The organism is Burkholderia cepacia complex sp. TUM26381, assembly GCF_057439935.1.
The window spans coordinates 930094-950235 of record NZ_CM172008.1 but is presented as its reverse complement, the minus strand read 5'-3'; the positions used below and the strand labels follow the sequence as shown (position 1 = coordinate 950235).

General features: G+C 65.0%; 25 protein-coding genes. 17 read left to right on the top strand and 8 right to left on the bottom strand.

What is annotated here, in order from left to right; all coding sequences use genetic code 11:
* Position 1 precedes the first annotated feature (1 nt).
* The 4 genes from cydB to ACWMMN_RS36125 all read left to right on the top strand — a co-directional run bounded on the left by cydB (position 2) and on the right by ACWMMN_RS36125 (position 3196).
* Positions 2 to 1009: a cytochrome d ubiquinol oxidase subunit II gene (gene cydB / locus ACWMMN_RS36140; RefSeq protein ID WP_059242052.1), complete on the top strand. Its 1008-nt coding sequence runs from the start codon at positions 2 to 4 to the stop codon at positions 1007 to 1009.
* 163 nt (positions 1010 to 1172) lie between these two features.
* Complete coding sequence (locus ACWMMN_RS36135; RefSeq protein ID WP_174994550.1) at positions 1173 to 2093, top strand: bestrophin family protein; 921 nt, start codon at positions 1173 to 1175, stop codon at positions 2091 to 2093.
* 86 nt (positions 2094 to 2179) lie between these two features.
* Positions 2180 to 2773, top strand: a complete 594-nt coding sequence (locus tag ACWMMN_RS36130; protein WP_256087493.1) for an SMI1/KNR4 family protein — start codon at positions 2180 to 2182, stop codon at positions 2771 to 2773.
* A gap of 36 nt (positions 2774 to 2809) precedes the next feature.
* Positions 2810 to 3196 carry a VOC family protein gene (locus ACWMMN_RS36125; protein ID WP_059242045.1) on the top strand — a complete coding sequence of 129 codons (387 nt, stop codon included), beginning with the start codon at positions 2810 to 2812 and terminating at the stop codon, positions 3194 to 3196.
* 17 nt (positions 3197 to 3213) lie between these two features.
* On the opposite strand, the gene ACWMMN_RS36120 is transcribed toward ACWMMN_RS36125, so the two are convergent.
* The 3 genes from ACWMMN_RS36120 to ACWMMN_RS36110 all read right to left on the bottom strand — a co-directional run bounded on the left by ACWMMN_RS36120 (position 3214) and on the right by ACWMMN_RS36110 (position 5950).
* Positions 3214 to 3750: a nuclear transport factor 2 family protein gene (locus ACWMMN_RS36120; RefSeq protein WP_486424213.1), complete on the bottom strand. Its 537-nt coding sequence runs from the start codon at positions 3748 to 3750 to the stop codon at positions 3214 to 3216.
* A gap of 214 nt (positions 3751 to 3964) precedes the next feature.
* Positions 3965 to 5077, bottom strand: coding sequence for an oxidoreductase (locus ACWMMN_RS36115; RefSeq protein WP_486424212.1), 1113 nt, complete (start codon positions 5075 to 5077; stop codon positions 3965 to 3967).
* A gap of 30 nt (positions 5078 to 5107) precedes the next feature.
* Positions 5108 to 5950: an alpha/beta fold hydrolase gene (locus tag ACWMMN_RS36110; protein ID WP_486424211.1), complete on the bottom strand. Its 843-nt coding sequence runs from the start codon at positions 5948 to 5950 to the stop codon at positions 5108 to 5110.
* A 163-nt stretch (positions 5951 to 6113) separates the two neighbouring features.
* On the opposite strand from ACWMMN_RS36110, the gene ACWMMN_RS36105 reads away from it, so the two are divergent.
* The 4 genes from ACWMMN_RS36105 to ACWMMN_RS36090 all read left to right on the top strand — a co-directional run bounded on the left by ACWMMN_RS36105 (position 6114) and on the right by ACWMMN_RS36090 (position 7902).
* Positions 6114 to 6485: a winged helix-turn-helix transcriptional regulator gene (locus ACWMMN_RS36105; RefSeq protein WP_059242041.1), complete on the top strand. Its 372-nt coding sequence runs from the start codon at positions 6114 to 6116 to the stop codon at positions 6483 to 6485.
* A gap of 142 nt (positions 6486 to 6627) precedes the next feature.
* Complete coding sequence (locus ACWMMN_RS36100; protein ID WP_486424210.1) at positions 6628 to 6780, top strand: hypothetical protein; 153 nt, start codon at positions 6628 to 6630, stop codon at positions 6778 to 6780.
* Positions 6781 to 6941: 161 nt separating this feature from the next.
* Positions 6942 to 7256 (top strand): antibiotic biosynthesis monooxygenase family protein, encoded by a 315-nt coding sequence (locus tag ACWMMN_RS36095; protein ID WP_059242039.1) that lies wholly within the window; start codon positions 6942 to 6944, stop codon positions 7254 to 7256.
* A 232-nt stretch (positions 7257 to 7488) separates the two neighbouring features.
* Positions 7489 to 7902, top strand: a complete 414-nt coding sequence (locus ACWMMN_RS36090; RefSeq protein WP_486424209.1) for a VOC family protein — start codon at positions 7489 to 7491, stop codon at positions 7900 to 7902.
* 9 nt (positions 7903 to 7911) lie between these two features.
* On the opposite strand, the gene trpS is transcribed toward ACWMMN_RS36090, so the two are convergent.
* On the bottom strand, positions 7912 to 8925 hold the full coding sequence (trpS, locus tag ACWMMN_RS36085; protein ID WP_059242035.1) for a tryptophan--tRNA ligase: 1014 nt from the start codon (positions 8923 to 8925) through the stop codon (positions 7912 to 7914).
* Between the two features lie 209 nt (positions 8926 to 9134).
* Positions 9135 to 9290, bottom strand: coding sequence for a hypothetical protein (locus ACWMMN_RS36080; protein WP_174994553.1), 156 nt, complete (start codon positions 9288 to 9290; stop codon positions 9135 to 9137).
* Positions 9291 to 9875: 585 nt separating this feature from the next.
* Here ACWMMN_RS36080 and ACWMMN_RS36075 point away from each other — a divergent pair.
* The 4 genes from ACWMMN_RS36075 to ACWMMN_RS36060 all read left to right on the top strand — a co-directional run bounded on the left by ACWMMN_RS36075 (position 9876) and on the right by ACWMMN_RS36060 (position 11993).
* Entirely contained in the window at positions 9876 to 10517 is a 642-nt protein-coding gene (locus tag ACWMMN_RS36075) for a hypothetical protein (protein ID WP_174994554.1), read from the top strand.
* A gap of 80 nt (positions 10518 to 10597) precedes the next feature.
* Positions 10598 to 10930 carry a RebB family R body protein gene (locus ACWMMN_RS36070; protein WP_059242024.1) on the top strand — a complete coding sequence of 111 codons (333 nt, stop codon included), beginning with the start codon at positions 10598 to 10600 and terminating at the stop codon, positions 10928 to 10930.
* Between the two features lie 190 nt (positions 10931 to 11120).
* Complete coding sequence (locus ACWMMN_RS36065) at positions 11121 to 11480, top strand: RebB family R body protein (RefSeq protein WP_486424208.1); 360 nt, start codon at positions 11121 to 11123, stop codon at positions 11478 to 11480.
* A gap of 189 nt (positions 11481 to 11669) precedes the next feature.
* The gene (locus tag ACWMMN_RS36060) at positions 11670 to 11993 is read left to right on the top strand and encodes a RebB family R body protein (RefSeq protein WP_059242019.1); all 324 of its coding nucleotides are present in this window, start codon (positions 11670 to 11672) and stop codon (positions 11991 to 11993) included.
* Between the two features lie 74 nt (positions 11994 to 12067).
* On the opposite strand, the gene ACWMMN_RS36055 is transcribed toward ACWMMN_RS36060, so the two are convergent.
* Positions 12068 to 12742, bottom strand: a complete 675-nt coding sequence (locus ACWMMN_RS36055) for a Crp/Fnr family transcriptional regulator (protein WP_059242017.1) — start codon at positions 12740 to 12742, stop codon at positions 12068 to 12070.
* A gap of 407 nt (positions 12743 to 13149) precedes the next feature.
* Here ACWMMN_RS36055 and ACWMMN_RS36050 point away from each other — a divergent pair, with 407 nt between their 5' ends.
* The 4 genes from ACWMMN_RS36050 to ACWMMN_RS36035 all read left to right on the top strand — a co-directional run bounded on the left by ACWMMN_RS36050 (position 13150) and on the right by ACWMMN_RS36035 (position 15489).
* Entirely contained in the window at positions 13150 to 13707 is a 558-nt protein-coding gene (locus ACWMMN_RS36050) for an RNA polymerase sigma factor (protein WP_059242016.1), read from the top strand.
* Positions 13708 to 13821: 114 nt separating this feature from the next.
* Positions 13822 to 14115: a RebB family R body protein gene (locus ACWMMN_RS36045; protein WP_059242014.1), complete on the top strand. Its 294-nt coding sequence runs from the start codon at positions 13822 to 13824 to the stop codon at positions 14113 to 14115.
* A 35-nt stretch (positions 14116 to 14150) separates the two neighbouring features.
* Complete coding sequence (locus tag ACWMMN_RS36040) at positions 14151 to 14756, top strand: hypothetical protein (protein ID WP_486424207.1); 606 nt, start codon at positions 14151 to 14153, stop codon at positions 14754 to 14756.
* A gap of 286 nt (positions 14757 to 15042) precedes the next feature.
* Positions 15043 to 15489 (top strand): hypothetical protein, encoded by a 447-nt coding sequence (locus tag ACWMMN_RS36035; RefSeq protein WP_059242011.1) that lies wholly within the window; start codon positions 15043 to 15045, stop codon positions 15487 to 15489.
* A gap of 285 nt (positions 15490 to 15774) precedes the next feature.
* Here ACWMMN_RS36035 and ACWMMN_RS36030 read toward each other — a convergent pair whose 3' ends face one another.
* Together ACWMMN_RS36030 and ACWMMN_RS36025 are read right to left on the bottom strand one after the other, a co-directional pair.
* Positions 15775 to 17517, bottom strand: coding sequence for a thiamine pyrophosphate-binding protein (locus ACWMMN_RS36030; RefSeq protein ID WP_486424206.1), 1743 nt, complete (start codon positions 17515 to 17517; stop codon positions 15775 to 15777).
* 78 nt (positions 17518 to 17595) lie between these two features.
* The gene (locus tag ACWMMN_RS36025) at positions 17596 to 18474 is read right to left on the bottom strand and encodes an AraC family transcriptional regulator (RefSeq protein ID WP_059242009.1); all 879 of its coding nucleotides are present in this window, start codon (positions 18472 to 18474) and stop codon (positions 17596 to 17598) included.
* Positions 18475 to 18792: 318 nt separating this feature from the next.
* On the opposite strand from ACWMMN_RS36025, the gene ACWMMN_RS36020 reads away from it, so the two are divergent.
* Positions 18793 to 20115, top strand: a complete 1323-nt coding sequence (locus ACWMMN_RS36020; RefSeq protein ID WP_486424205.1) for a flavin-containing monooxygenase — start codon at positions 18793 to 18795, stop codon at positions 20113 to 20115.
* Positions 20116 to 20142: the final 27 nt, after the last annotated feature.

Below are 20142 nucleotides of genomic sequence, written 5' to 3'. Positions count from 1 at the left end.
CATGCACATCGATCTTCCTGTCGTATGGGCCGCGATCATCGGCCTCGGCGTATTCATCTACGTGATGCTGGACGGCTTCGATCTCGGCATCGGCCTGCTGTTTCCGTTCTTCGATGCGAAGGCCGAGCGCCAGGTGATGCTCGACACCGTCGCGCCGGTATGGGACGGCAACGAAACGTTCCTCGTGCTCGGCGGCGCGGGCCTCTACGGCGCGTTCCCGGTCGTGTATTCGACGCTGCTGCCCGCGAACTACCTGCCGCTGGTGCTGATGCTGGTCGGCCTGATCTTCCGCGGTGCAGCGTTCGAATTGCGCGCGAAGGCCACCCGCACGCAGCACATGTGGGATCTCGCGTTCATCGGCGGCTCGGCGCTCGCCGCGTTCTGCCAGGGGATCGTGCTCGGTTCGCTGCTGCAGGGCATCAAGATCGAGAACAACCAGTTCGCGGGCGGGCCGTTCGACTGGCTGTCGCCGTTCAGCCTGCTCTGCGGGATCGGCGTGCTCGTCACGTATGCGACGCTCGGCTGCGGCTGGCTGATCCTGAAGGTCGACGGCGAACTGCAGCGCAAGATGCGGCTGCTGATGAAGCCGCTCGCGGGCGTGCTGCTTGCCGTGATGGGCGTGGTGAGCCTGTGGACCGTGATCGGGCTGCCGGCCGTCGCGCACCGCTGGTTCGGCAGCGGCAACCTCGGCTGGTTCCTGCCGGTGCCGATCCTCGTCGTCGCCTGCGTGTGGGGCATCTTCCACACGGTGAAGCGCGCACATGAAGCCACGCCGTTCCTGCTGACGCTCGCCCTCGTGTTCCTCGGCTACACGGGGCTCGTGATCAGCATCTGGCCGAACATCGTGCCGCCTTCGCTGACGATCTGGGATGCGTCGTCGAGCCATTCGAGCCAGCTGTTCGCGCTCGTCGGCACCGTGATCGTGCTGCCGATCATCCTCGTGTACAACGCGATGCAGTACCGCGTGTTCCGCGGCAAGGTGCGGGAGGGCGACATCGGCTATCACTGAGCGGCAAGCGATGTGACGGGGCGCGGCATGCGCGGGCGTATCATCACGCGCAGCGCGCCTCCGGCACGGCACCCGACCGACAGCGGCCCGCCACGCGCGGGCCGTTGCGCATCGGGCGCAGGCGTGCCGCGCAGCGCATTCATTTGGCAGTCGAGAAAACATCATGATCGTCAGACCACGACAAAACTGGCTCAGGATGCTGTTCGTATGGAACGGCTCCGTGCTGCAATCGATCATTCCGCAGCTCGTGTTCATGGCGATCGTCAGCACGCTGGCGGTCTTCACGAACGGGCGCATCTTCGGCGAGAAGATTCCGCTCAACACCGCGCCGTTCACGCTGTTCGGGCTCGCGCTCGCGATCTTCCTCGCGTTTCGCAACAACGCGAGCTTCGAGCGCTTCAAGGAAGCGCGGCATTTGTGGGGCAACCTGCTGATCGCCGCGCGCACCGTGACGTCGCAACTGAATCGCTACCTGCCCGACGGCGTCAGCGATGCGGAGCGCAACCGGCTCGCCGATCTGCTGATCGCATTCACGTATGCGCTGAAGCATCAGCTGCGCCATACCGATCCGACCGAAGACCTGCGGCGCATTCTCGGCGCGGCGCGCACGGTCGAGCTTGGCGGCAAATGCTTCAAGCCCGTTGCGATCCTCGACGAGCTGCGCGGCGGCATCGTCCGTGCGCTGGGCCGCGCGCCCGGCAGCGACACGACCTGCTGGATGTTCGAGACCCAGCTCGACGAGCTCGGCAAGTCGGTGGGTGGTTGCGAGCGCATCCTGTCGACGCCGATCCCGTTCTCGTACAGCGTACTGCTGCACCGCACCGTGTACGCGTATTGCGTGCTGCTGCCGTTCGGGCTCGTCGATTCGACGGAGTTCTTCACGCCGCTGATCTGCGTGTTCATCTCGTACACGCTGATCGCGCTCGAAGCGATTGCGAACGAAGTGGCCGAGCCGTTCGGTCTTGCGCCGAATGCCCTCGCGCTCGATGCGATGACGCGCACGATCGAGCGGTCGGTGCTCGAACTCGGCGACCGGCCGATGCCGGAGGAATTCGTGCCGGCGTCGACGTACCAGATCACGTAAGCAATCGACGCGAAGCCGGGCGGTCATGCGCGGCGGCGGGCGCTAGAATGGCGCTTGCCCGTTTCCCGGATTCAGGACCCTTCGCGATGACCCTCGTCGATACCTACCTCGCCGGCCTGCGCGCCGCGCTGCCCGATGCCGACAACACGGCGCTCGCCGCCGCCACGGGCGCGACGCCCGAGCAGCTCGATGCGCTGCGCGCCGTCTATCCGCAGTGCCCGGCCAGCCTGCTCGAACTGCTCGGCAAGCTCGACGGCACCTACTGGCGCGACTACGGCGGCACGACGATCAACGTGTACGCGCTGGGCTCGGACGTCTACGAATATCCTTACTACCTGCTATCGGCCGCGCAGATGCTCGACGAAAGCGCGAAGTACCGCGACAGCATCGCCGGGATTTACGGCGACGACGCGAACGACGACGGCGAACTCGTCGATCCGCGCATCGACATCGCCTTGCCGATGAGCCGGCGGCTGTGCTTCTCGCATTGCATGAACAACGGCGGCACGTCGCAGCTCTACATCGATTTCGAGCCGGCGCCCGGCGGCAAGGTCGGGCAGGTCGTGCGCTTTCTGCACGACCCCGACAGCTACGCGGTGATCGCCGACGACTTCGACGGCTACCTGAGCAAGCTGATCGACGAGGGTTACACGTTTGTCATCGATTTCGACGAAGAATAGAGGCGGGCGCTGGCCGCCGCTTCAGGAGAGCGTGAAATGCGAATCTATGTGACGAGTATCTTTGTCGACGACCAGGACAAGGCGTTGACGTTCTATACCGACAAGCTCGGGTTCAGGCTGAAGAACAACGTGCCGGTGGGCGAGTTCCGCTGGCTGACCGTGGTGTCGAAGGATCAGCCGGACGGCACCGAACTGCTGCTCGAGCCGAGCAACCATCGCGCGGTGGGGCCGTACAAGCAGGCGTTGTACGAGGACGGCATTGCTGCCGCGTCGTTCCAGGTCGACGATCTCGACGGCGAATTCGCGCGGCTCACGGCGCTCGGCGTGCGGTTCACGCTGGCGCCGATGGATGCGGGGCCCGTGCGTGTGGCGATCGTCGACGATACGTGCGGGAACCTGATTCAGCTGATGCAGATGAAGTAACGCGCCGCGCGGGCCGTTCAGCGCGCTGCAACCGGCGGCGCGTTGTGCATCCAGCTGCGCTCCTGCATGCGGCTCTGGATGCGCCACCCGCATTCGGTCCGCACCAGCAGGTCGCGATACCACAGCCCGACGAAGCACACGCGATCGTCGCCGGCTTCGTCGGCCGACACCATCATCACCTGGCCGGCCGTTCGCGCGGTCGCGGCGTCGCCGTCGACGATCACCAGCGACGTCGAAATCGTGTGCTGCGTGCCGCGCATCGTCGAAGTCATGTGTTCCAGGTAGGACGCGATCTCCGCGCGGCTGTCGACCGGGCCGCCGAACGCCGCGTAGTCCAGCCGCGCGTTGGCGGTGAAGAGGCGCTCGAATTCCGGCCAGTCGCGGCGGTCGACTGCGTGACAGTAACGCGTCAGCAGATCCTGGATGTCCAGTCGGTCGATCGTTTCCTGTGATGTCATGGTGTCATGAACTGTGTGGATGACGGGGAAACGATAGCGGGTGTGCCAGGGCGCGACATCGGCGGAGTGGACTAAGAAGCCGGTGCGTTCGTGCACGAAAGTCGTCGTGATGCTCGATATCGACACATGAAAGAAACGCGCGGGACGCGTGCCGCACGACGTGAACGAGCGTGTCGTGAGTGGGCTGGAATAGCGGCGATGCAAGGCTGCCGCCGGATGACGGCGACAGCCTCGGGCCGTTGGCAGGCACACGCGTGCGGCGATGTTCCACCCGTGCGAAGCAGCAGGCCGCTTCGCGTGACGGAATACGCTAGCTCAGCGTGGCGAAGGCCGCGGGCGTGAAGTCGGCAATGGCCTCGAGACGGTTCTCGCGGATCTTGTCGAGCCACGCTGCGTCCTGAAGCAATGGGCGTCCGACTGCGACAAGATCGAATTCGTCACGCGCCAGCCGTTCCAGCAGGCCATCGAGCGATGCCGTTTGCGCGCGCTGGCCGGCGAACGATGCGTAGACGTCACGCGTCAATCCAACCGAGCCCACGGTAATGGCGGTCACGCCCGTGAGCTTCTTTGCCCAGGCCGCCAGATTCAGCCCTGCATGGACTTCCGGGAAAGCCGCCTGCCAGAACTGCTGTTGAGAGAGATGGAAGGCGTCGGCGCCTGCGTCGACGAGCGCGCCCAGCCACTGTTCCAGTATCTGGGGCGTTGCCGCGAGACGTGCGTTGAAATCCTTCGGCTTCCATTGCGACAGGCGGAGAATGACCGGGAAGTCGCGGCTCACGACGGCGCGGATCGACTTCAGGATTTCAATGGCAAAGCGCGAGCGCGCGAGAAGTGTCGAGCCGCCATACGGATCGCTGCGCAGATTCAGATCCTCGGAGAAGAACTGATTGATGAGGTAGTTGTGCGCACCGTGCAACTCAACAGCGTCGAATCCGGTTCTTTCGGCGTCGGCCGCCGCGCGTGCGAAGGCGTCGATGGTTTGCGCGACGTCGGCATCGGTCATCGGCTTGCCGGCTGGCTGCCCCGTCAAGGCAAGACCCGAAGGACTTTCGTAGGGCGCGGGCGGTATCCAGCCGGAAGCCGCGTTCGAGCGTTTCTGGCCCACATGCATGAGTTGCGATGCGATACGCCCGCCTGCTGCGTGGACCTCATCCACGATCGTTTTCCAGTGGGCGAGCGCCGTTTCGCCATGAAAGCGAGGCATATCCGGCTCGTTCAGCGCGGCCGGACGATCGATTCCGGCGGCTTCCGTAATGATGAGACCCACGCCGTGCTCGGCACGGCGACGGTAGTAAGCGGCCATGTCGGCGGTAGGCACGCCGGCGGGCGACAACGATCGCGTCATCGGTGCCATCACCACGCGATTCGGCACGTCGAGCGTATGCAGGCGATAGGGGCTGAACAGGACGTCAAGATTCGGCATGGGCATTCCCGGGCTTGGAGGGGGCGTGGTCTACAGCGAATCGATCCACGAGGTCACGGCCGCGTTCACGTCGTCCTTGCGATCTTGCATGATCCAGTGACCTGTGTCAGACCACACCTGCACTTTCGACTTCGGGTGCGAGAACCATGGACGCATGCGATCGGCCTGCGCGGGATCGATGCACAGGTGGTAGACGGGCACCGTCAGGCCCGCGCAAAACCGTGCGCTCGCTTCGCCAATCCCCACCTGACCCGCGCCGAAGAACAATGGTGCGAAGGATTCGCGAATGACGTGCAGCGGCATCGACTGAAGCCGGTCGGTGTGCAAGCGCTTGTGAGCTGGATCGGTCCCGGGGCCGTAGACACGTTGGAAAAACGCCGCGACCACGCCGCGAGCATCTTCTCCGTTCATGTCGTTTGCGGCTTTCGCAAAGATTTCGGCGGCTTCGTTGGAGAATCCGAGTGCGCCGTCAATGGAGACGATGGCGCGGACCAACTCGGGCCGGCGCGCCGCGAGGCGGGCCGCAATCTGGCCGCCCATCGAATGCGCCACCAGAATGAACGGTTCGCCCGCGTAGCGCGTCGCAATCAACGACTCGATGTCGGCGACGTAATCCTCCGGAGAGTACGCGCCGGACGGCATCACCTCGGACCTGCCATGTCCGCGTAGCTCGATGGTCACGGTGCGATATTTGTGCTCGAAGCAGGGGGCTTGCCCACTCCAGTCGCCGGCGTCGCAGGTCCAGCCGTGCAGGAGCATCACGTTCTTGCCGCTGCCGGCATCCGTTGAATAAAGATGTGCCGCGGATTCAATTGCAGTGCCGGCGAAACCGGCTCCATCGACTGACAATGCATTGCCCAGGCTTGCTTCCATTCCGCATTCTCCGAGGTGTCGAGCCACGCAATCTGACGTGTATGCCGGCAGCGCATTTGCGATTCAAGGCTCGGCGCGATTGAGGTGACACCTATGGTATACGTCGGATATCTACGGTCAATTACGCACCACGAAGTGCGTAGATATACAGGAGGATACCGGGATGGCATGTGAGGTTGACGCAGTGTTCTTTGCGGACTGCGCCGCGCGCTCGTTTTTCGATCAGGTGGCCAATAAATGGTCGGTGATGATTCTCACGCTGCTTTCGGAGAAGCCCACACGCTTCAACGAGATCAAGCGGCGTCTGGAGGGCGTCACGCACAAGGCGCTCACGCAGGCGCTGCGGCGTCTCGAACGTAATGGCCTGATTGCGCGCGAAGTGATCAACGCTTCGCCGGTTGCGGTCGAATACTCGATTACCGAATTGGGGCGCACGCTGCAGGTGCCGTTCGGCGCCGTCTACGATTGGTCGATCAACCATCTGGACGAGATCGAACAGGCCCGGCAAGCCTATGACGAGCGGGAAGGCGCGTGACGATCGGTGGTTTGATCGATCAAGTCGGTCGTCAGATGGTGGCTTCGTTACTCGGCGCGACCCTCCGTCATCGCCTCGCCTTGTGATCCGGCTAGTGTGCGCCGAGAGAATGAGAATCTGATTTGATAAGGAAACCATATTAATGGATGATTTCATCACTCTGGAGAAACAAGTTGATCAAGCCAAAGAAGCGCCTTGTCGATCGCTTCGCAAATCAAGCCGGTTCTTCGTGATGAGCACCGTGCCGCCACGCGCATTCCGCGCAACATATACATTCCGCGAGACTGGTTCATGAGGGCTCCGGGAGGGGCTTGGCCTGTCTCAGGCATCGAAACGATCGGAGCTTGATGGACGGGCAAGTCGATCATTCGCGGCGCAAGCATTACTCCGATCCGCACGCAACGTGCAACCCGTTGCAAATAATCCCTGCATCACCACGGAAGAGGAACATTGGACATGTACATCGCAGTCAATCGTTTCAAGGTGAAACTCGGATCCGAAGCGGCATTCGAAAATGTCTGGTCATCTCGCGAGACTTATCTGAGAGAGCTTCCGGGCGCGATCGAGTTCAATCTGCTGAAGGGGGTGAGCAGGGAAGATCACATTCTGTATTCCAGCCAGACGATCTGGACGGATTACCTGGCGTTCGAGGCATGGAGAAATTCGAAAGCCTTCGACGCCACGCATCGAGGGGAGTCGAACGACAGCCGCTCGCTCTTTCTCGGGCATCCGGAATTCGAGGGCTTCGAGGTCGTTCAATCCATCAAGTAGGTGCGTTGAGCCATCGCCGGGAAACATCGATGATTTTCCCGGCCGGGTTGGTCGGCTTAGAATGACGGCTGAAAGCACGTGCTCTCATACGGAGCGGTGACGTCATGGGGGCAGGAAGTTCGCCGATCGAGTCCTCGTCGCCTGTTTCCGAGGAATGCGCGATAGCCGCGCAGCCTCGTATGACGGGCGCGTGCACGTTCCCACAGGTGTGCAATTCTCGGTTGACCAACCCATGCAACTGCTTGATCACGTGTCGATCGGTGTCCCGGATATCGATCTGGCTCGCCCCTTCTACGATGCCGTCATGGCCGCGCTGGGCGCGACCAAGGTCTATGATCGGGCTACCGCGCTCGGTTATGGCGAACGTTGCAACGCGAACGACATCGCATCGACGTTCCTGGCGGTGTATCTGGATCCCGCCGAAATCGGGACGAACAAGCGACACTGGTGTTTCAAGGCGTCCACGCGCGAGCAGGTGCACGCATTTTTCGAGGCCGGCCTGTCCACGGGCGGCCAGTCCGACGGCGATCCCGGATTGCGGCCGCACTACCACGGCGACTACTACGCGGCGTTTCTTGTCGATCCGGCCGGCAACCGGATCGAGGCCGTGTGTCATGCCGCTCCGCCGGAGCGTGAGCGGCCATGACGGCGCCGCTCAATCGAAGTACGTGAGCCCCATTGCGCCCTTCACCTCCGCGATCGTCGCACCCGCCACGTCCCGCGCGTGCAGCGTGCCGCGTTTCAGGATCGCCATCACCTCGGCCTTGTCGGCTTCGAATTCGCGGCGGCGCGTGCGGATCGGCTCGATCAGCGCCTGCAGCCGCTCGTTCAGCACGCGCTTGACGACGCTGTCACCGAGCCCGCCGCGGCGATAGTGGGCCTTCAGTTCGTCGACTTTTGCGACGTCCGGCTCGAATGCGTCGAGGAACGTGAACACGACATTGCCCTCGACCTGGCCGGGATCGCTCACGCGCAGGTGGCTCGGATCGGTGTACATGTCCTTCACGGCCTGCGTGATCTCGTCCGGCGTCGAGCCGAGCGTGATCGCGTTGCCGAGCGACTTGCTCATCTTCGCCTTGCCGTCGATTCCCGGCAGCCGCGTGACCGACGACAGCACCGCCTCGCATTCGACCAGCACGGGCTGTTCGACGGTCGCGTTGAAGCGGCGCACGAGTTCGTTGGTCTGTTCGATCATCGGGAGCTGATCGTCGCCGACGGGCACGTGCGTCGCCTTGAACGCGGTGATGTCGGCTGCCTGGCTCACCGGGTAGGTCAGGAAGCCGGCAGGGATATCGCGTTCGAACCCGCGCAGGCGGATCTCTTCCTTGATGGTCGGATTGCGTTCGAGGCGCGCGACCGTGACGAGGTTGAGCAGGTATTGCGACAGCTCGGCGAGTTCGGGCACCTGCGACTGCACGACGATCGTCGAGATCGCCGGGTCGATGCCGACCGCGAGATAGTCGAGCGCGACCTCGATCACGTTCTCGGTGACGCGCTGGCGGCGGCCCATGTTGTCGGTCAGCGCCTGCGTATCGGCGAGCAGCAGGAATTGCGTTGCTTCGTGCTGCATCTGTACGCGTGCACGCAGCGAGCCGATGTAGTGGCCGAGATGCAGCGGGCCGGTCGTGCGGTCGCCGGTGAGGATGATCGGGCGGGACGGGTGAGTCATGGTGGACGTTGGCTCCGGGTTATCGAAGCCGCCAGCCATGATGTCAGCGCAGAAACGCAAATACCGCCATGGCTGGCGGCATCACGTTTGGGACATGCAAAAGGAAACGGGCCGCCTGGGTCAGGCGCGCCACCAGCAATGCACGATCGGCGAGGCGGGTTGGGTTTCCATCGCGCCAGTATAGCGCAGTGTGCGGCAGGCCGTGCGCGTCAACGGATCACCGACTCCATCGCGAGGTAGGCGGTTTCGGCCGACGGCCACAACAGGTACAGCAGGCCGGCCATCAGCAGCAACGCGCCGGCGCGTGCGAGCGGCGTGCGGTCCTTGTCGTGCGAGGGACGGGGGGGCTGCTTCGATTTCTTCATGCTTGCAGGCGCGGGGCGCGCCACTCCAACGGTTGCTGCAACGGGTCGGGCTTGGCGACGCCGAGGTGTGACGGGTTTTACGGGGGCCGGGGGGCTGTTCGGTGCACGGGATCGTCAGGGCACGACCGAAAGTTTAGCAGTCGCGGGGCCTTGAAAAAGGGGGCGGTTGAGTGTCCTGCCGCTTGCCGCCCGCATCGAGGCGACCGGCATCCTACCAGTTCGGCGGTTTGGGCACAGTCAAGAATTGTCGGGAACGGGCGCGACCACTCGTTGCTTCCCGTCCGCTCGAACAGCGCATCGTCCGGCCGATGCACGCTTTCACGCGCGGCCCGGACGTCGGCGACATCGGACACCTTGCACACTCCGCCCGCCCGCAGCAACGGCTGACTTCACAGGCACGTCGCACGGTTCGTCCTTGCAGCGGTTCTGCCGAAATTTTCGGCCAGGCCGTCACGCATCCCATTCCCGGAGAACACCATGCGATATCCATTGCAGCACGTCGATCAGGGCGCCGAGGCGCGGCGTCCATCCGAATCCGAACCGCACGCATTGGCGCCGCGAGCCGATATCGAGGAGGGCTGAGCGATGAGCCACGAAGCACTCGACCCCCTGCTGCGGCAGTTCGCGGAGAAGCGATTGGGACGGCCCCTCGAGCCGGGCGAAGAACAGGCGCTGGTGGAGCGGCTGCCGGGCAGACACGGGAATCCGCAGGCGTCGGCCACCGGCCCGGCCACGCACGCGCACGCCGCGAACCCGTCGTTGCCGCAGTTGAAGACCCGGCATGAGGCGCGCGAACAGATCAAGCATTTTCTGCAGCTCAACCAGCAGAAGGCGTACGAGAAGATGCGCGGCATCCTGCAGACGATCGACGCGCAGAACGAGACGACCCTCGGCATGCTGGCGTCGGAACAGCGGAAGGTGTCGGGCGTACTCGACGCGCACGAGCCGCAGGGCGACGCGCAGGCATCCGGCGCGGCCGAGCTCCAGGACAGCACCCGCGAGGCGCTGGCGATGATCGGCGAACAGCTGACGGGCCTCATCCGCCAGGAAATCGAAGCATGCTTCCGGCAATACGTCGACTCGCTCGCCGAACGGCTCGCGATCCGGCTCGACGCAATGGAGGAACGGTTGCAAAGCATCGGCGCCGGTCCGGTCGAGCTGTCCGAATCGACCGCTGCCGCTACCGCCGGCGTTCACGATATCCCCGGCCAAGCGTCCATGGAGTAGCACGCGGGTCATGCGGCCGAACGCGAAACCGGCCGGCCCCGATGTGCGACCTCTCAACTACGTGAACCAAGGAGCAACAAATGGCTGATACGTGTCAAGTGTGCCAGGTCAATCCCGCGATTACCGATGCGGTCACACAGGTCAACGTCAAGGTGGTCGCGGAAGCGCCGGCAATGGCGATGGGCTCGCTGTACCAGGCCCAGAGCCATTCGCTCAGCATCCTGTTCGAAAACGCGGTGCAGCAGCAGTCGCAGGCCGCGATCCAGTCGCAAACGTCGACGAACGTGGGGACGATGCAGCTCTACACGATCGGGCCGGAAAGCGCGGGCGCGGCCGCCACGGAAATCGGTGCGAACGGGATCATTTCCATTCTGGCCGACGTGATCGCGATCGGGAAGGCAGTGCGGCCGTAAGGCGTCGTCGCGACGCCGTGGTTGAGCGGCGGCGCTAGCGGCACGAGCCGCCAATGCCGCCGCCGTGCCACGGATCCGCAGCATGGCCGCCGGCGCCCGACCCGCGGTGCCGCGCGGTGTTCCGGAGCAACCGACAGAGCGGGCGAAGCCGATTCGATGCGGCACCCGTTCGCGAACCAGGAGAAATACGATGGCAAACGACGCAAACGACCCGAAAGACCCCTGCAACTGCAAGACCTGCACGGTCAACGCCGCGATCACCGACGCGGTCACGCAGACCAACGTCAAGGTGGTCGGCGAAGCGCCCGCGATGGCAACGGGTTCGCTGTACCAGGCCCAGAGCCATTCGCTCAGCGTGCTGTTCGAGAATGCCGTGCAGCAGCAATCGCAGTCCGCGGTGCAGCTGCCGACCTCGACGAACGTCGGCACGATGCAGTTGTACACGCTCGGGCCGGCGAGCGCCGGCGCGGCCGCCACGGAAATCGGCTCGAACGGCGTGTTGTCCGTGCTGGCCGACGTGCTCGCGCTCGGCAAGGCGCTCGCCGCCTGACGCGTAACCCGGCGTCGACGCCGGGCGGCGGCCCCGATCGCGGTGGCCGCCGCCCGGCGCCTGATGTCGTGTCGACGTCCGCGACGGCGCGCATCGACTGCGCCGTACGGCACGCATCGCCGACCGACCCACTCACCCATGCTTTCGCCGTGACTGCGCCGCGGCGGCGAGCAAACCAGGAGCAACGACATGCCGGAACAGGTTTCCCCTGCGATGACCGATGCAGTCACGCAAGCCAACGTCAAGGTGGTGGGCGAGGCGCCCGCCGTGGCCTTGGGCACGCTCATGCAGTCGAACAGCCATGCGTCCGCGATCCTGCTTCACAACGCGGTGCAGATGCAGGCGAACCAGGCGGCGTCCAACCTCGCCGCCACGACCGTCGGCATCATGCAGCTCTATGCGGGCTCGCCGGTGGCGCTGGCCAGCGCGGCGCGGTCGTCGAACGACAGCTTTGCGTCCCAGCTGGCCGCCGTTGCGCAGTTGATGAACGCCATCGGCCACTGGCGCGGTTGACCTTCATCGCGCGCCGCGCACCCGGCGCGCGTCACCTCCGCGCGCCGCGGCACGACGCCGTGTTTGCCGGCGCGTCAATTGGCGTCGACGATGTACCGGAGCTGCTCCGGTTTCTCGATCGTCACACCGTGCTCGTGTAGCCGGATCAGGCCCTCGCGCTGCATCTTCTGCAGGCTGCTGTTCAGTCGCGGCCGGCTGACGTTGAGCATCGCGGCGAGGATGCTCTGGTTCTCCGGCAGCGGCACCTCGAGATCGTTTCCTTGCATGCGGTTCAGCAGATGGCGCGCGAGCCTTGCGTCGAGCCGGTAAAGGCACGCCGACTCGACGAAATCGCTCAGCTGGTGGATGTGCCGGCACAGCTGCTCGTGGATGCGTCCCATGAATTCGGCATCGGCCAGCAGTGGTGCGAAGTACTGGCGATGCAGCAGCGAAATGCGGCAGTCGGGGCTCAACTGGGCGGTGAAGCTGCGCCGGTGTGCGCGAATCAGCGTGTTTTCGCCGATGAGGTCGCCCGGCATCGAGTGGCCGAGGATGATCTCGCGTCCGCCGGGTTCGTGCAGCGTCCTGTAGACGCGGCCACGGTGCACGAACGCAACGAAATCGCCCGGATCGCCCTTGAAGAACAGCAGGCGATTGCCGTGTTCGGGCCAGGGTGTGGCATGGCGTTCGATGTGCGCGAGCAGGCTTTCCGGGAGATCGGTCAGTATCGGTATATTGCGCAGCGTTGGAGCATTAGCAAGGGCAGGCATGTTTTCCGCGCGAGGTTGTTTGACGATGCAGCCACCTAGCGAAAAACGCTGCCTTTGGCATTACGTGAAAATTGAATAATGGAAATATCGTGATAATCGGCAAGCAGGCCCGGCAGGTTGCCATGCTGGCGGCAAGGGCGCCTGGCTCATCGACATGGGTAGCAGCATGCCGGCGCACGGATGTATCGCGGCGGCAGTCGTTGTTTTTCATCGCAATGCCGTTATTCAGGCCCGGCAACGCACGTGAAACGACGGATCGGGCTAAGCCGGGTGATTAAAGTTTTCGTTCATAATAATCAAGAAAATTTACCGAAACCGATTATCGTTATAACGGTGTTACGCGGGTAACAGCGCCGCTCTCGGCATCGAATCGATTCTGTGTTTTCCATAAAAAAGGAAGGCACGGGATGACAACCTCGAACCAGCACGCTGCCTCGACGCCCGAGTCTCCGGCGCAGCAGCTCGATCGCACGTGGCGGGAAATGCAGGGGAAGTTGCGGCGCCGCGCGCGCCTGTTGTGCAAGGGTGATATTCACCGTGCCGACGAACTGCTTTCCGATACCGCACTCAAGGTCCACATCTACCTGCAGCGCTCGCCCGAGCGCGTCAGGAACCTGTCCGGCTTTCTCTTCCTGGCGTTGAATCACGCGTTCCTCGATGGCGCGCGCCGCCGTCTCCGCGAAAGCGGCATGCTCGAATTCGACCCGGGCTGGGACGATGATCACACCGTCGAGCTGGCCGGCCACGCGCCGTCGGTGGAGCAGCAACTACTGCTCCGGCAGCAACTGCTGCGTCTCGAGCAGGCGCTGTCCACGCTCCCTGCGCAACAGCAGATGCTGTTCACGCTGAAATTCGAGGAAGACCGTCCCTATCTGCACATCGCGGCGACGCTCGGTATCAACGAGCCGCTTGCCAGGAAGCGTGTCGAACTGCTGCGCAAGAAGTTGCGCGAGGAACTCGCGTGAGCGGGTTCACGAACGCACTCACGCAGCGTTCCTAATGGCATGCGCGGCGTCGCTGGCCTGCCGGCCCGCCCGTTCCTTCAATCGCATGCCGGAGCCGAGATCCGAGGAGGCCTCGTGGCAGACAAAGTCAATGAGCAGATTACCGACGCGCTGACGCAGACCAACGTCAGCGTCGTCGCGGGATCGCCGGCCCAGGCGCTGGGCACGCTTTACCAGATGTTCAGCCAGGCCGTCGGCATCTCGGCGCAGAACATGACGCAGCAGCAGGCAGCGCTGAACCAGATTTCGAACGCCGTCGTGTCGAAGGCGGTGGCCATGATCCTGTCCGTCGAGGCGTCGCCGAAGGGGGCATCGGGCGGCGCATCGCAGCCCGTGACGGGCGGGCCGAAGACGGGCTCCACGCATTAGGACGCGATGACTTTCGGGATACCTGAATCATGAACATGAAAGGTCTTTTGGGCGGGCGCGGCGACGGCGCAACGCGGACGCCGGACGAGCAAGCCGATGTCGCCGCCGAAGCAGCGACGCCGGCCGATGCCGTGCCGCCCCCCGCGGCATCGGCGGGCGGCGCGCGCGCGTGGCCGGTCAACCGGCTGCGCAGGCTGACCGATACGCTGAAGGCGCCGAACCAGATCGCGGTTGCGACCGGGCCCGGCGCCCCGGCGCTGCAGACGGTGCAGGCGATCAACGCGGAGGCCGCGTCCTACGCGACGACGCAGATCGCCGTCGGCCCGAACATGATGATCACGCAGGCGGGCGGCATGGTCGCGCAGGCGGCGGCCAACTACTTCGAGGCGACGACGTCGCTGGCGATCGCGGGCAAGAGCGTGCTGATGAAGGATCTGGCGCAGAAGACCGTCGACGAGAACGTGCCCGGGATGGCGATGGATGCGGTGGGCCTGCTGCTGACGGACCTGTTCGTCGCGACCGCGGCGATCGTCGCGGGGGCTGCGGAGGCGATCGAAGGCGAGGCCGCGAGCGTCGCGCTCGAGAAGATCGACGAGAGCCTGCAGAAGTATCAGGCGCTGCTGGACAAGAAGGGCGCGTAGGGCAGCGTCGGCGGCGCGGTGCGAAGCGATCTGCATTGAATCGATGCGCGCGCAATCGTCCGCGCGGCAGTGGTGGTTGCGTCGATGACGAACGTCGCGGGGAATCGTGCCGCGTGAACACCGGGCGATTGCCTGCCGTGCGTACAGCGACGAAGCATCAATCGACACGACCCGCCGGGCCGTCAGGCCCGATGCGGGATGTGAACGGCGGGACCGGCGCACGTCCATTTTCCCGGACACGTCGCGGCCCGCTACCGGCAGTCCTGTCCAATCTTGTGAGGAACCCATGTCCTACATCATTCACGACGTAAAAGGTCCCGCGCCGCTGCTGGTTGGCGAGCGCGCCTGGGGAGATGCGACGGAAATCGATTTCGGCGCGATGACGAGTTGCATCGCGCTCGTCGAGCAGACGCCGGGCCAGCCAACGCTGGTGCGCGCGATCCATCTGTCGATCGTCAGCGCCGACGGCACGAAGGTCTACGATTCGGCGGCGGATGTCGCCGGACAGGTCGAGACGATCATGCAGCAGAGTGGTGACATGCGTGCGTGCCTCGGGCGGATCGATCTCTGGCAGGGCAGCGAGTCGCAGGAGCTGCAGGATTTCTTCGCCGGGCTGATGATGAGCCTCGACATGACTGAATGGGTGAAGGTGCCGGACGGCAACCTGCGGGTGCGGATTCACGGTGGCGTGATGCAGTATCAGAAGGGCACCGATGCATGGGCCAACGTGTAGCCGGCATGAATCGTTGAAACCGGCGCCTGCCATGCGTGCGGGTGCCGGTGGAATACCGTTCGATGGTTCGCTTATCCGCGCGATTGCGTCGGAAAATCCATTGGTCGACACGGACGCGCATGTGTTGAACCGTTCCGAGCGCGCGCACGAACCTGACCACGCCGATGCCGAGCGAAATGGCTGCGGATCGTATCGGTGCCCGGAATCGCCGCGTGTGGACGATTGCCGGCGTCGGTGCGGCCTGAACCCGAAGAGGCCATTCGGCCCCTGGCCACGCGAGGCCGCTTACGTCACGCCGACCGGAATCTCGATCAGGTTTGGCTGTCCCGATGCGATCCCGCACTCGACCGCGGCCGCGATGTCCGCTGCACGCGCCACGCGACGGGCAGCGAGCCCCCAGGACTTTGCCAGTGCCAGGAAGTCGATGGGCGGATCCTTGAGGTCCATGCCGGCGAAGCGATCGGTGTGAGCACTGACGAAATGCTGCTGCGACTTCATGTACTTCTTCAGGATGTTGTACTCCTGATTGTTCACCACGACAAACGTGACCGGAAGACTTTCATGCGCCGCGGTCCACAACGCTTGCGGCGCGTAGAGGGCGGAGCCGTCGCCGACGATTGCGACGACGGGTTCCCGCCCGAGCCCCAGCGAGATGCCGACCGCCGCGCCCATGCCCCATCCGAGGATGGCGCCCCGGGTACCGTAGTACTGCCGGGTACCGCTGGTGTGGAGCGCGCGGCGAATCAGCGGCATCGTCGCCGGCGACTCATCGACGAGCGGCGTCGTCGGGCCCAGCGCCCGCGCGACCTCGTGCGCGGCGACGAGTGGCGTCGTCATGGCGGCGTTCAACCCGGACGCGACCTGTTCGTCGAGGCGGGCGCGCTGTCGTGCGCGATCGTGCTGCGCGTCAGCGCGCAACGCGTCGATTTCAGCGCGCCGATGCTGCGACGCGTCGCGCAGCATCGGCAGGAGTGCCTGAAGGGAGGGGCGAAGGGCGCCGACGCAGCCCAGTGCGGTTGCATGAATCCGGCCCAGGTCTTGCGGGTCGCTTGCGAGCTGATAGAGCCTGCAACTCGACGGAACGGCCGGGCCGACGGAGTAGAGGATCGTGATGCTGAAGTGGCCGCCCAGCACGAAGACAGCGTCGAAGGCGCGAAGCGTTTCATGCATGTCGGCGACCGTCATGGGCAGGTTGCCGCACCACAACGCATGCGACGTCGGAAACGGCAGGTGGGCCGGCCAGGACGGACCGAATACCGGCGCGCCCAGCGTTTCGGCGATGGCCACGGCTTCCGCGCTGGCGCCGGCCGCGAACACTTCGTCGCCGACCACCATCGCGAGGCGTCCGGGGCGGATCGATGCCAATGCCTTCGCGAGATCGGGCAGCGCCGACGGAATCGCGGTGCGGTCGATCGCCGATCGACGCGCGACAGGCACGGACGTGGTGCGCTCCATCACGTCCATCGGCAGCGACAGGAACACCGGCCCGGACGGCGCGGCCGCGCTGTCGTTGAAGGCCCGCCGCACGAGCACGCCGATTTCGTCAGGGTGCGCGACTTCCCGTGCCCATTTGACCGCCGGACGGGCGACGCCCAGCGAATCGCCGTACAACAGCGGATCGGTGTGGGCATGACGGGTATCCTGTTGGCCGGCCGTGACGACCAGCGGCGTTCTGGCCGCCTTCGCATTCAGAAGGGCGCCCATCGCGTGGCCGAGGCCGCCTACCGTATGCAGGTTCGTAAAGCCGGGCCGGCCGGAAGCCTGGGCATAGCCGTCCGCCATCGCAACGACCGCGGCCTCCTGCAAGCCCAGCACATACGACAGGTCGGGGGCGTCGGCCAGGGCATCGATGAATGACAGCTCGGTCGTGCCGGGATTGCCGAAAACGTAGCGTACCCCTTCGCTTCTCAGCACCTCGACCAGCACCTCCGCGCCGCGTCGCGGCCGGATGTCGTCGAGGGCCACGAAACCCGTAGCGGCTTCTGCTTCCCCGATCGTCACGGGGCTGCGTCGTTGATCTGCGTTCATGTCTTCCTCCCATTGAGGGCGAGGATAGGACGCGGTGCGGCGCGCGCGCTTGAACGTTCTTGTGGTTTGCGCGTTTTTTTACCGGGTGGCCCGCCAGCGACTCGGCGCGACGCCGTTGGCTTTCTTGAAGTGACGGTTGAAGTGGCTCTGGTCCGCGAAGCCGAACGTCGCGGCCACGTCCGTTGCGGGCATGCCGGCACGAAGCGCATCGCACGCGCGGGCCAGCCGAACCTGATTGCGCCACGCATGCGGCGCCATGCCGACTTCGCGCGAGAAGATGCGCGCCGCATGGAATTTCGACAACCCGACGACATTGGCCAGTTCGGCGAGATCGAGCGACGCGGTCAGCTCGTCGAGCATGCGCGCTTTCATGCGCTCGACACGCATGCGATCGATGCTCATTGGCCGGGAAGGCGGACGCATCCGCCCGTAGCGCTTCAGCAGCGTGGAAACGGCATCGAGCAGCGCGTACTCCACGGCAAGCATGTCGGTGCCGGTCTCGAGCACGCGGTGCGCGCGCAGCGCGCGGCCGACCAGGTCGGCATCCTTGATGATGTCCGAGTCGAACCAGGGCGTATCGTGACGGGACGACCCGGCCTCTTCGGCCACGCCCTGCACGAAATCGACCGGCAAATAGAACGTGCGGCACTGCCAGCCCGCGTCGGCCGCGCTCGAGCCCGTATGGATTTCGCCGGGATTGATGATCGGCAGGGACCCGGCGTCGGCGACGAACCGCGTACCGCGGTAGTCGTAACGCTCAGCGCCCCGCTCGATGACCGAGATGGTGTACGCATCGTGCCAGTGAGGCGCATAGACATGGTCGGTGAACCGGGCCGTGACCATCTCTCCGCCTGGGATCAGCGTCGAGCGCCAGACGCGCGCGTCATTCCGGCGCGTCGCCGGGCCGTTCGCCTGACGCGCGTGTTGCTCGATATCGTCGGAGTCGATTGCAGACATAGGTCACTCGGGCACGGTCATCCCTGTTCGAACCGCAGAATAGCGTCAAAACGAAATCTTCGCCGACGCGTTTCGCCGGCAATCCGTCTCGGCCTTGTCGGCATGGGTGCGCCGACGATTGTGCCGACGAGGCGCCCGGTATCCCGGGACCGGGGCCGCAGCGCTGCCCGCACGACCACGGCTCGCCCCAGCTTTTTTCTCGTCAACACCAACAAAAAACATCATTTCGCGCCGGGCGGCCTGTCAGCAGAATGTCTCCATTCCAACTCACGCGACTGCTCAAGCGTCGCATGAGCCGCACTTCAGAAGGAGACAGCCGTGGCAGTCGAAACAACCTCAATCGATACGCTCGTCGTTGGCGCCGGGCAGGCCGGCGTGGCCATGAGCGAACACCTGGGCAAGCTGGGCGTGCCTCATCTCGTGCTGGAGCGCAGCCGCATCGCCGAACGCTGGCGCACCGGGCGCTGGGATTCGCTGGTCGCGAACGGCCCGGCATGGCACGACCGTTTCCCGGGGCTCGAATTCGACGGCCTCGATCCCGATGCGTTCGCGTCGAAAGACCAGGTCGCGGACTACTTCGAAGCGTATGCGCGCAAATTCAACGCGCCGATCCGCACGGGGGTCGAAGTGAAGCGCGTCGTGCGCAACACGGGCAAGCCGGGCTTCGTCGTGGAAACCTCCGACGGCACGATCGAGGCGAATCGCGTGGTCGTCGCGACAGGGCCGTTCCAGCGCCCGGTCATTCCGCCGATCGCACCGGCCGACGCGCGCCTCGTGCAGCTCCATTCCGCCGACTATCGCAATCCGGGCCAGCTTCCGGAAGGCGCGGTGCTGGTGGTCGGCGCCGGTTCGTCGGGCGTGCAGATCGCCGACGAGCTGCAGCGCGCGGGCCGCCAGGTCTATCTGTCGGTCGGGCCGCACGATCGCCCGCCGCGCGCGTATCGCGGCCGCGACTTCTGCTGGTGGCTCGGCGTGCTCGGCGAATGGGACAAGGAAATCGCGACGCCCGGCCGCGAACACGTGACGATTGCGGTGAGCGGCGCGCGCGGCGGCCACACGGTCGATTTTCGCGCGCTCGCGAACCAGGGCGTGACGCTCGTCGGGCTGACGAAGTCGTTCGACGTCGGCGTGGCCGTGTTCGAACGCGATCTCGCGGTCAATCTCGCCCGCGGCGACGAGAACTACCTGTCGCTGCTCGACGCGGCCGACGCCTACGCGGCACGCAACGGCCTCGACCTGCCGGAGGAGCCGGAGGCACGCCGCATCCTGCCGAACCCCGAATGCGTCGCACATCCGATCCTCGCGCTCGACCTCGCCGGTGCCGGCGTCACGTCGATCGTCTGGGCGACGGGCTACGCGGTCGACTACGGCTGGCTGGACGTCGACGCGTTCGCGCCGACCGGCAAGCCGCAGCACCAGCGCGGCGTGTCGAAGGAGCCCGGCATCTATTTCCTCGGGCTGCCGTGGCTGTCGCGGCGCGGCTCCAGCTTCATCTGGGGCGTGTGGCACGACGCGAAGCACATCGCCGATCACATCGTCACGCAGCGCAAATATCTCGCGTACCACGACGCGTCGCAGCACCGCGCGGCCGCGCAGCCGGCACCGGCCGACGCGCGTCCGCTCGCCGAAGCGGCGAACTGACCCCCTGATACGACCCGCCGCGCCGCG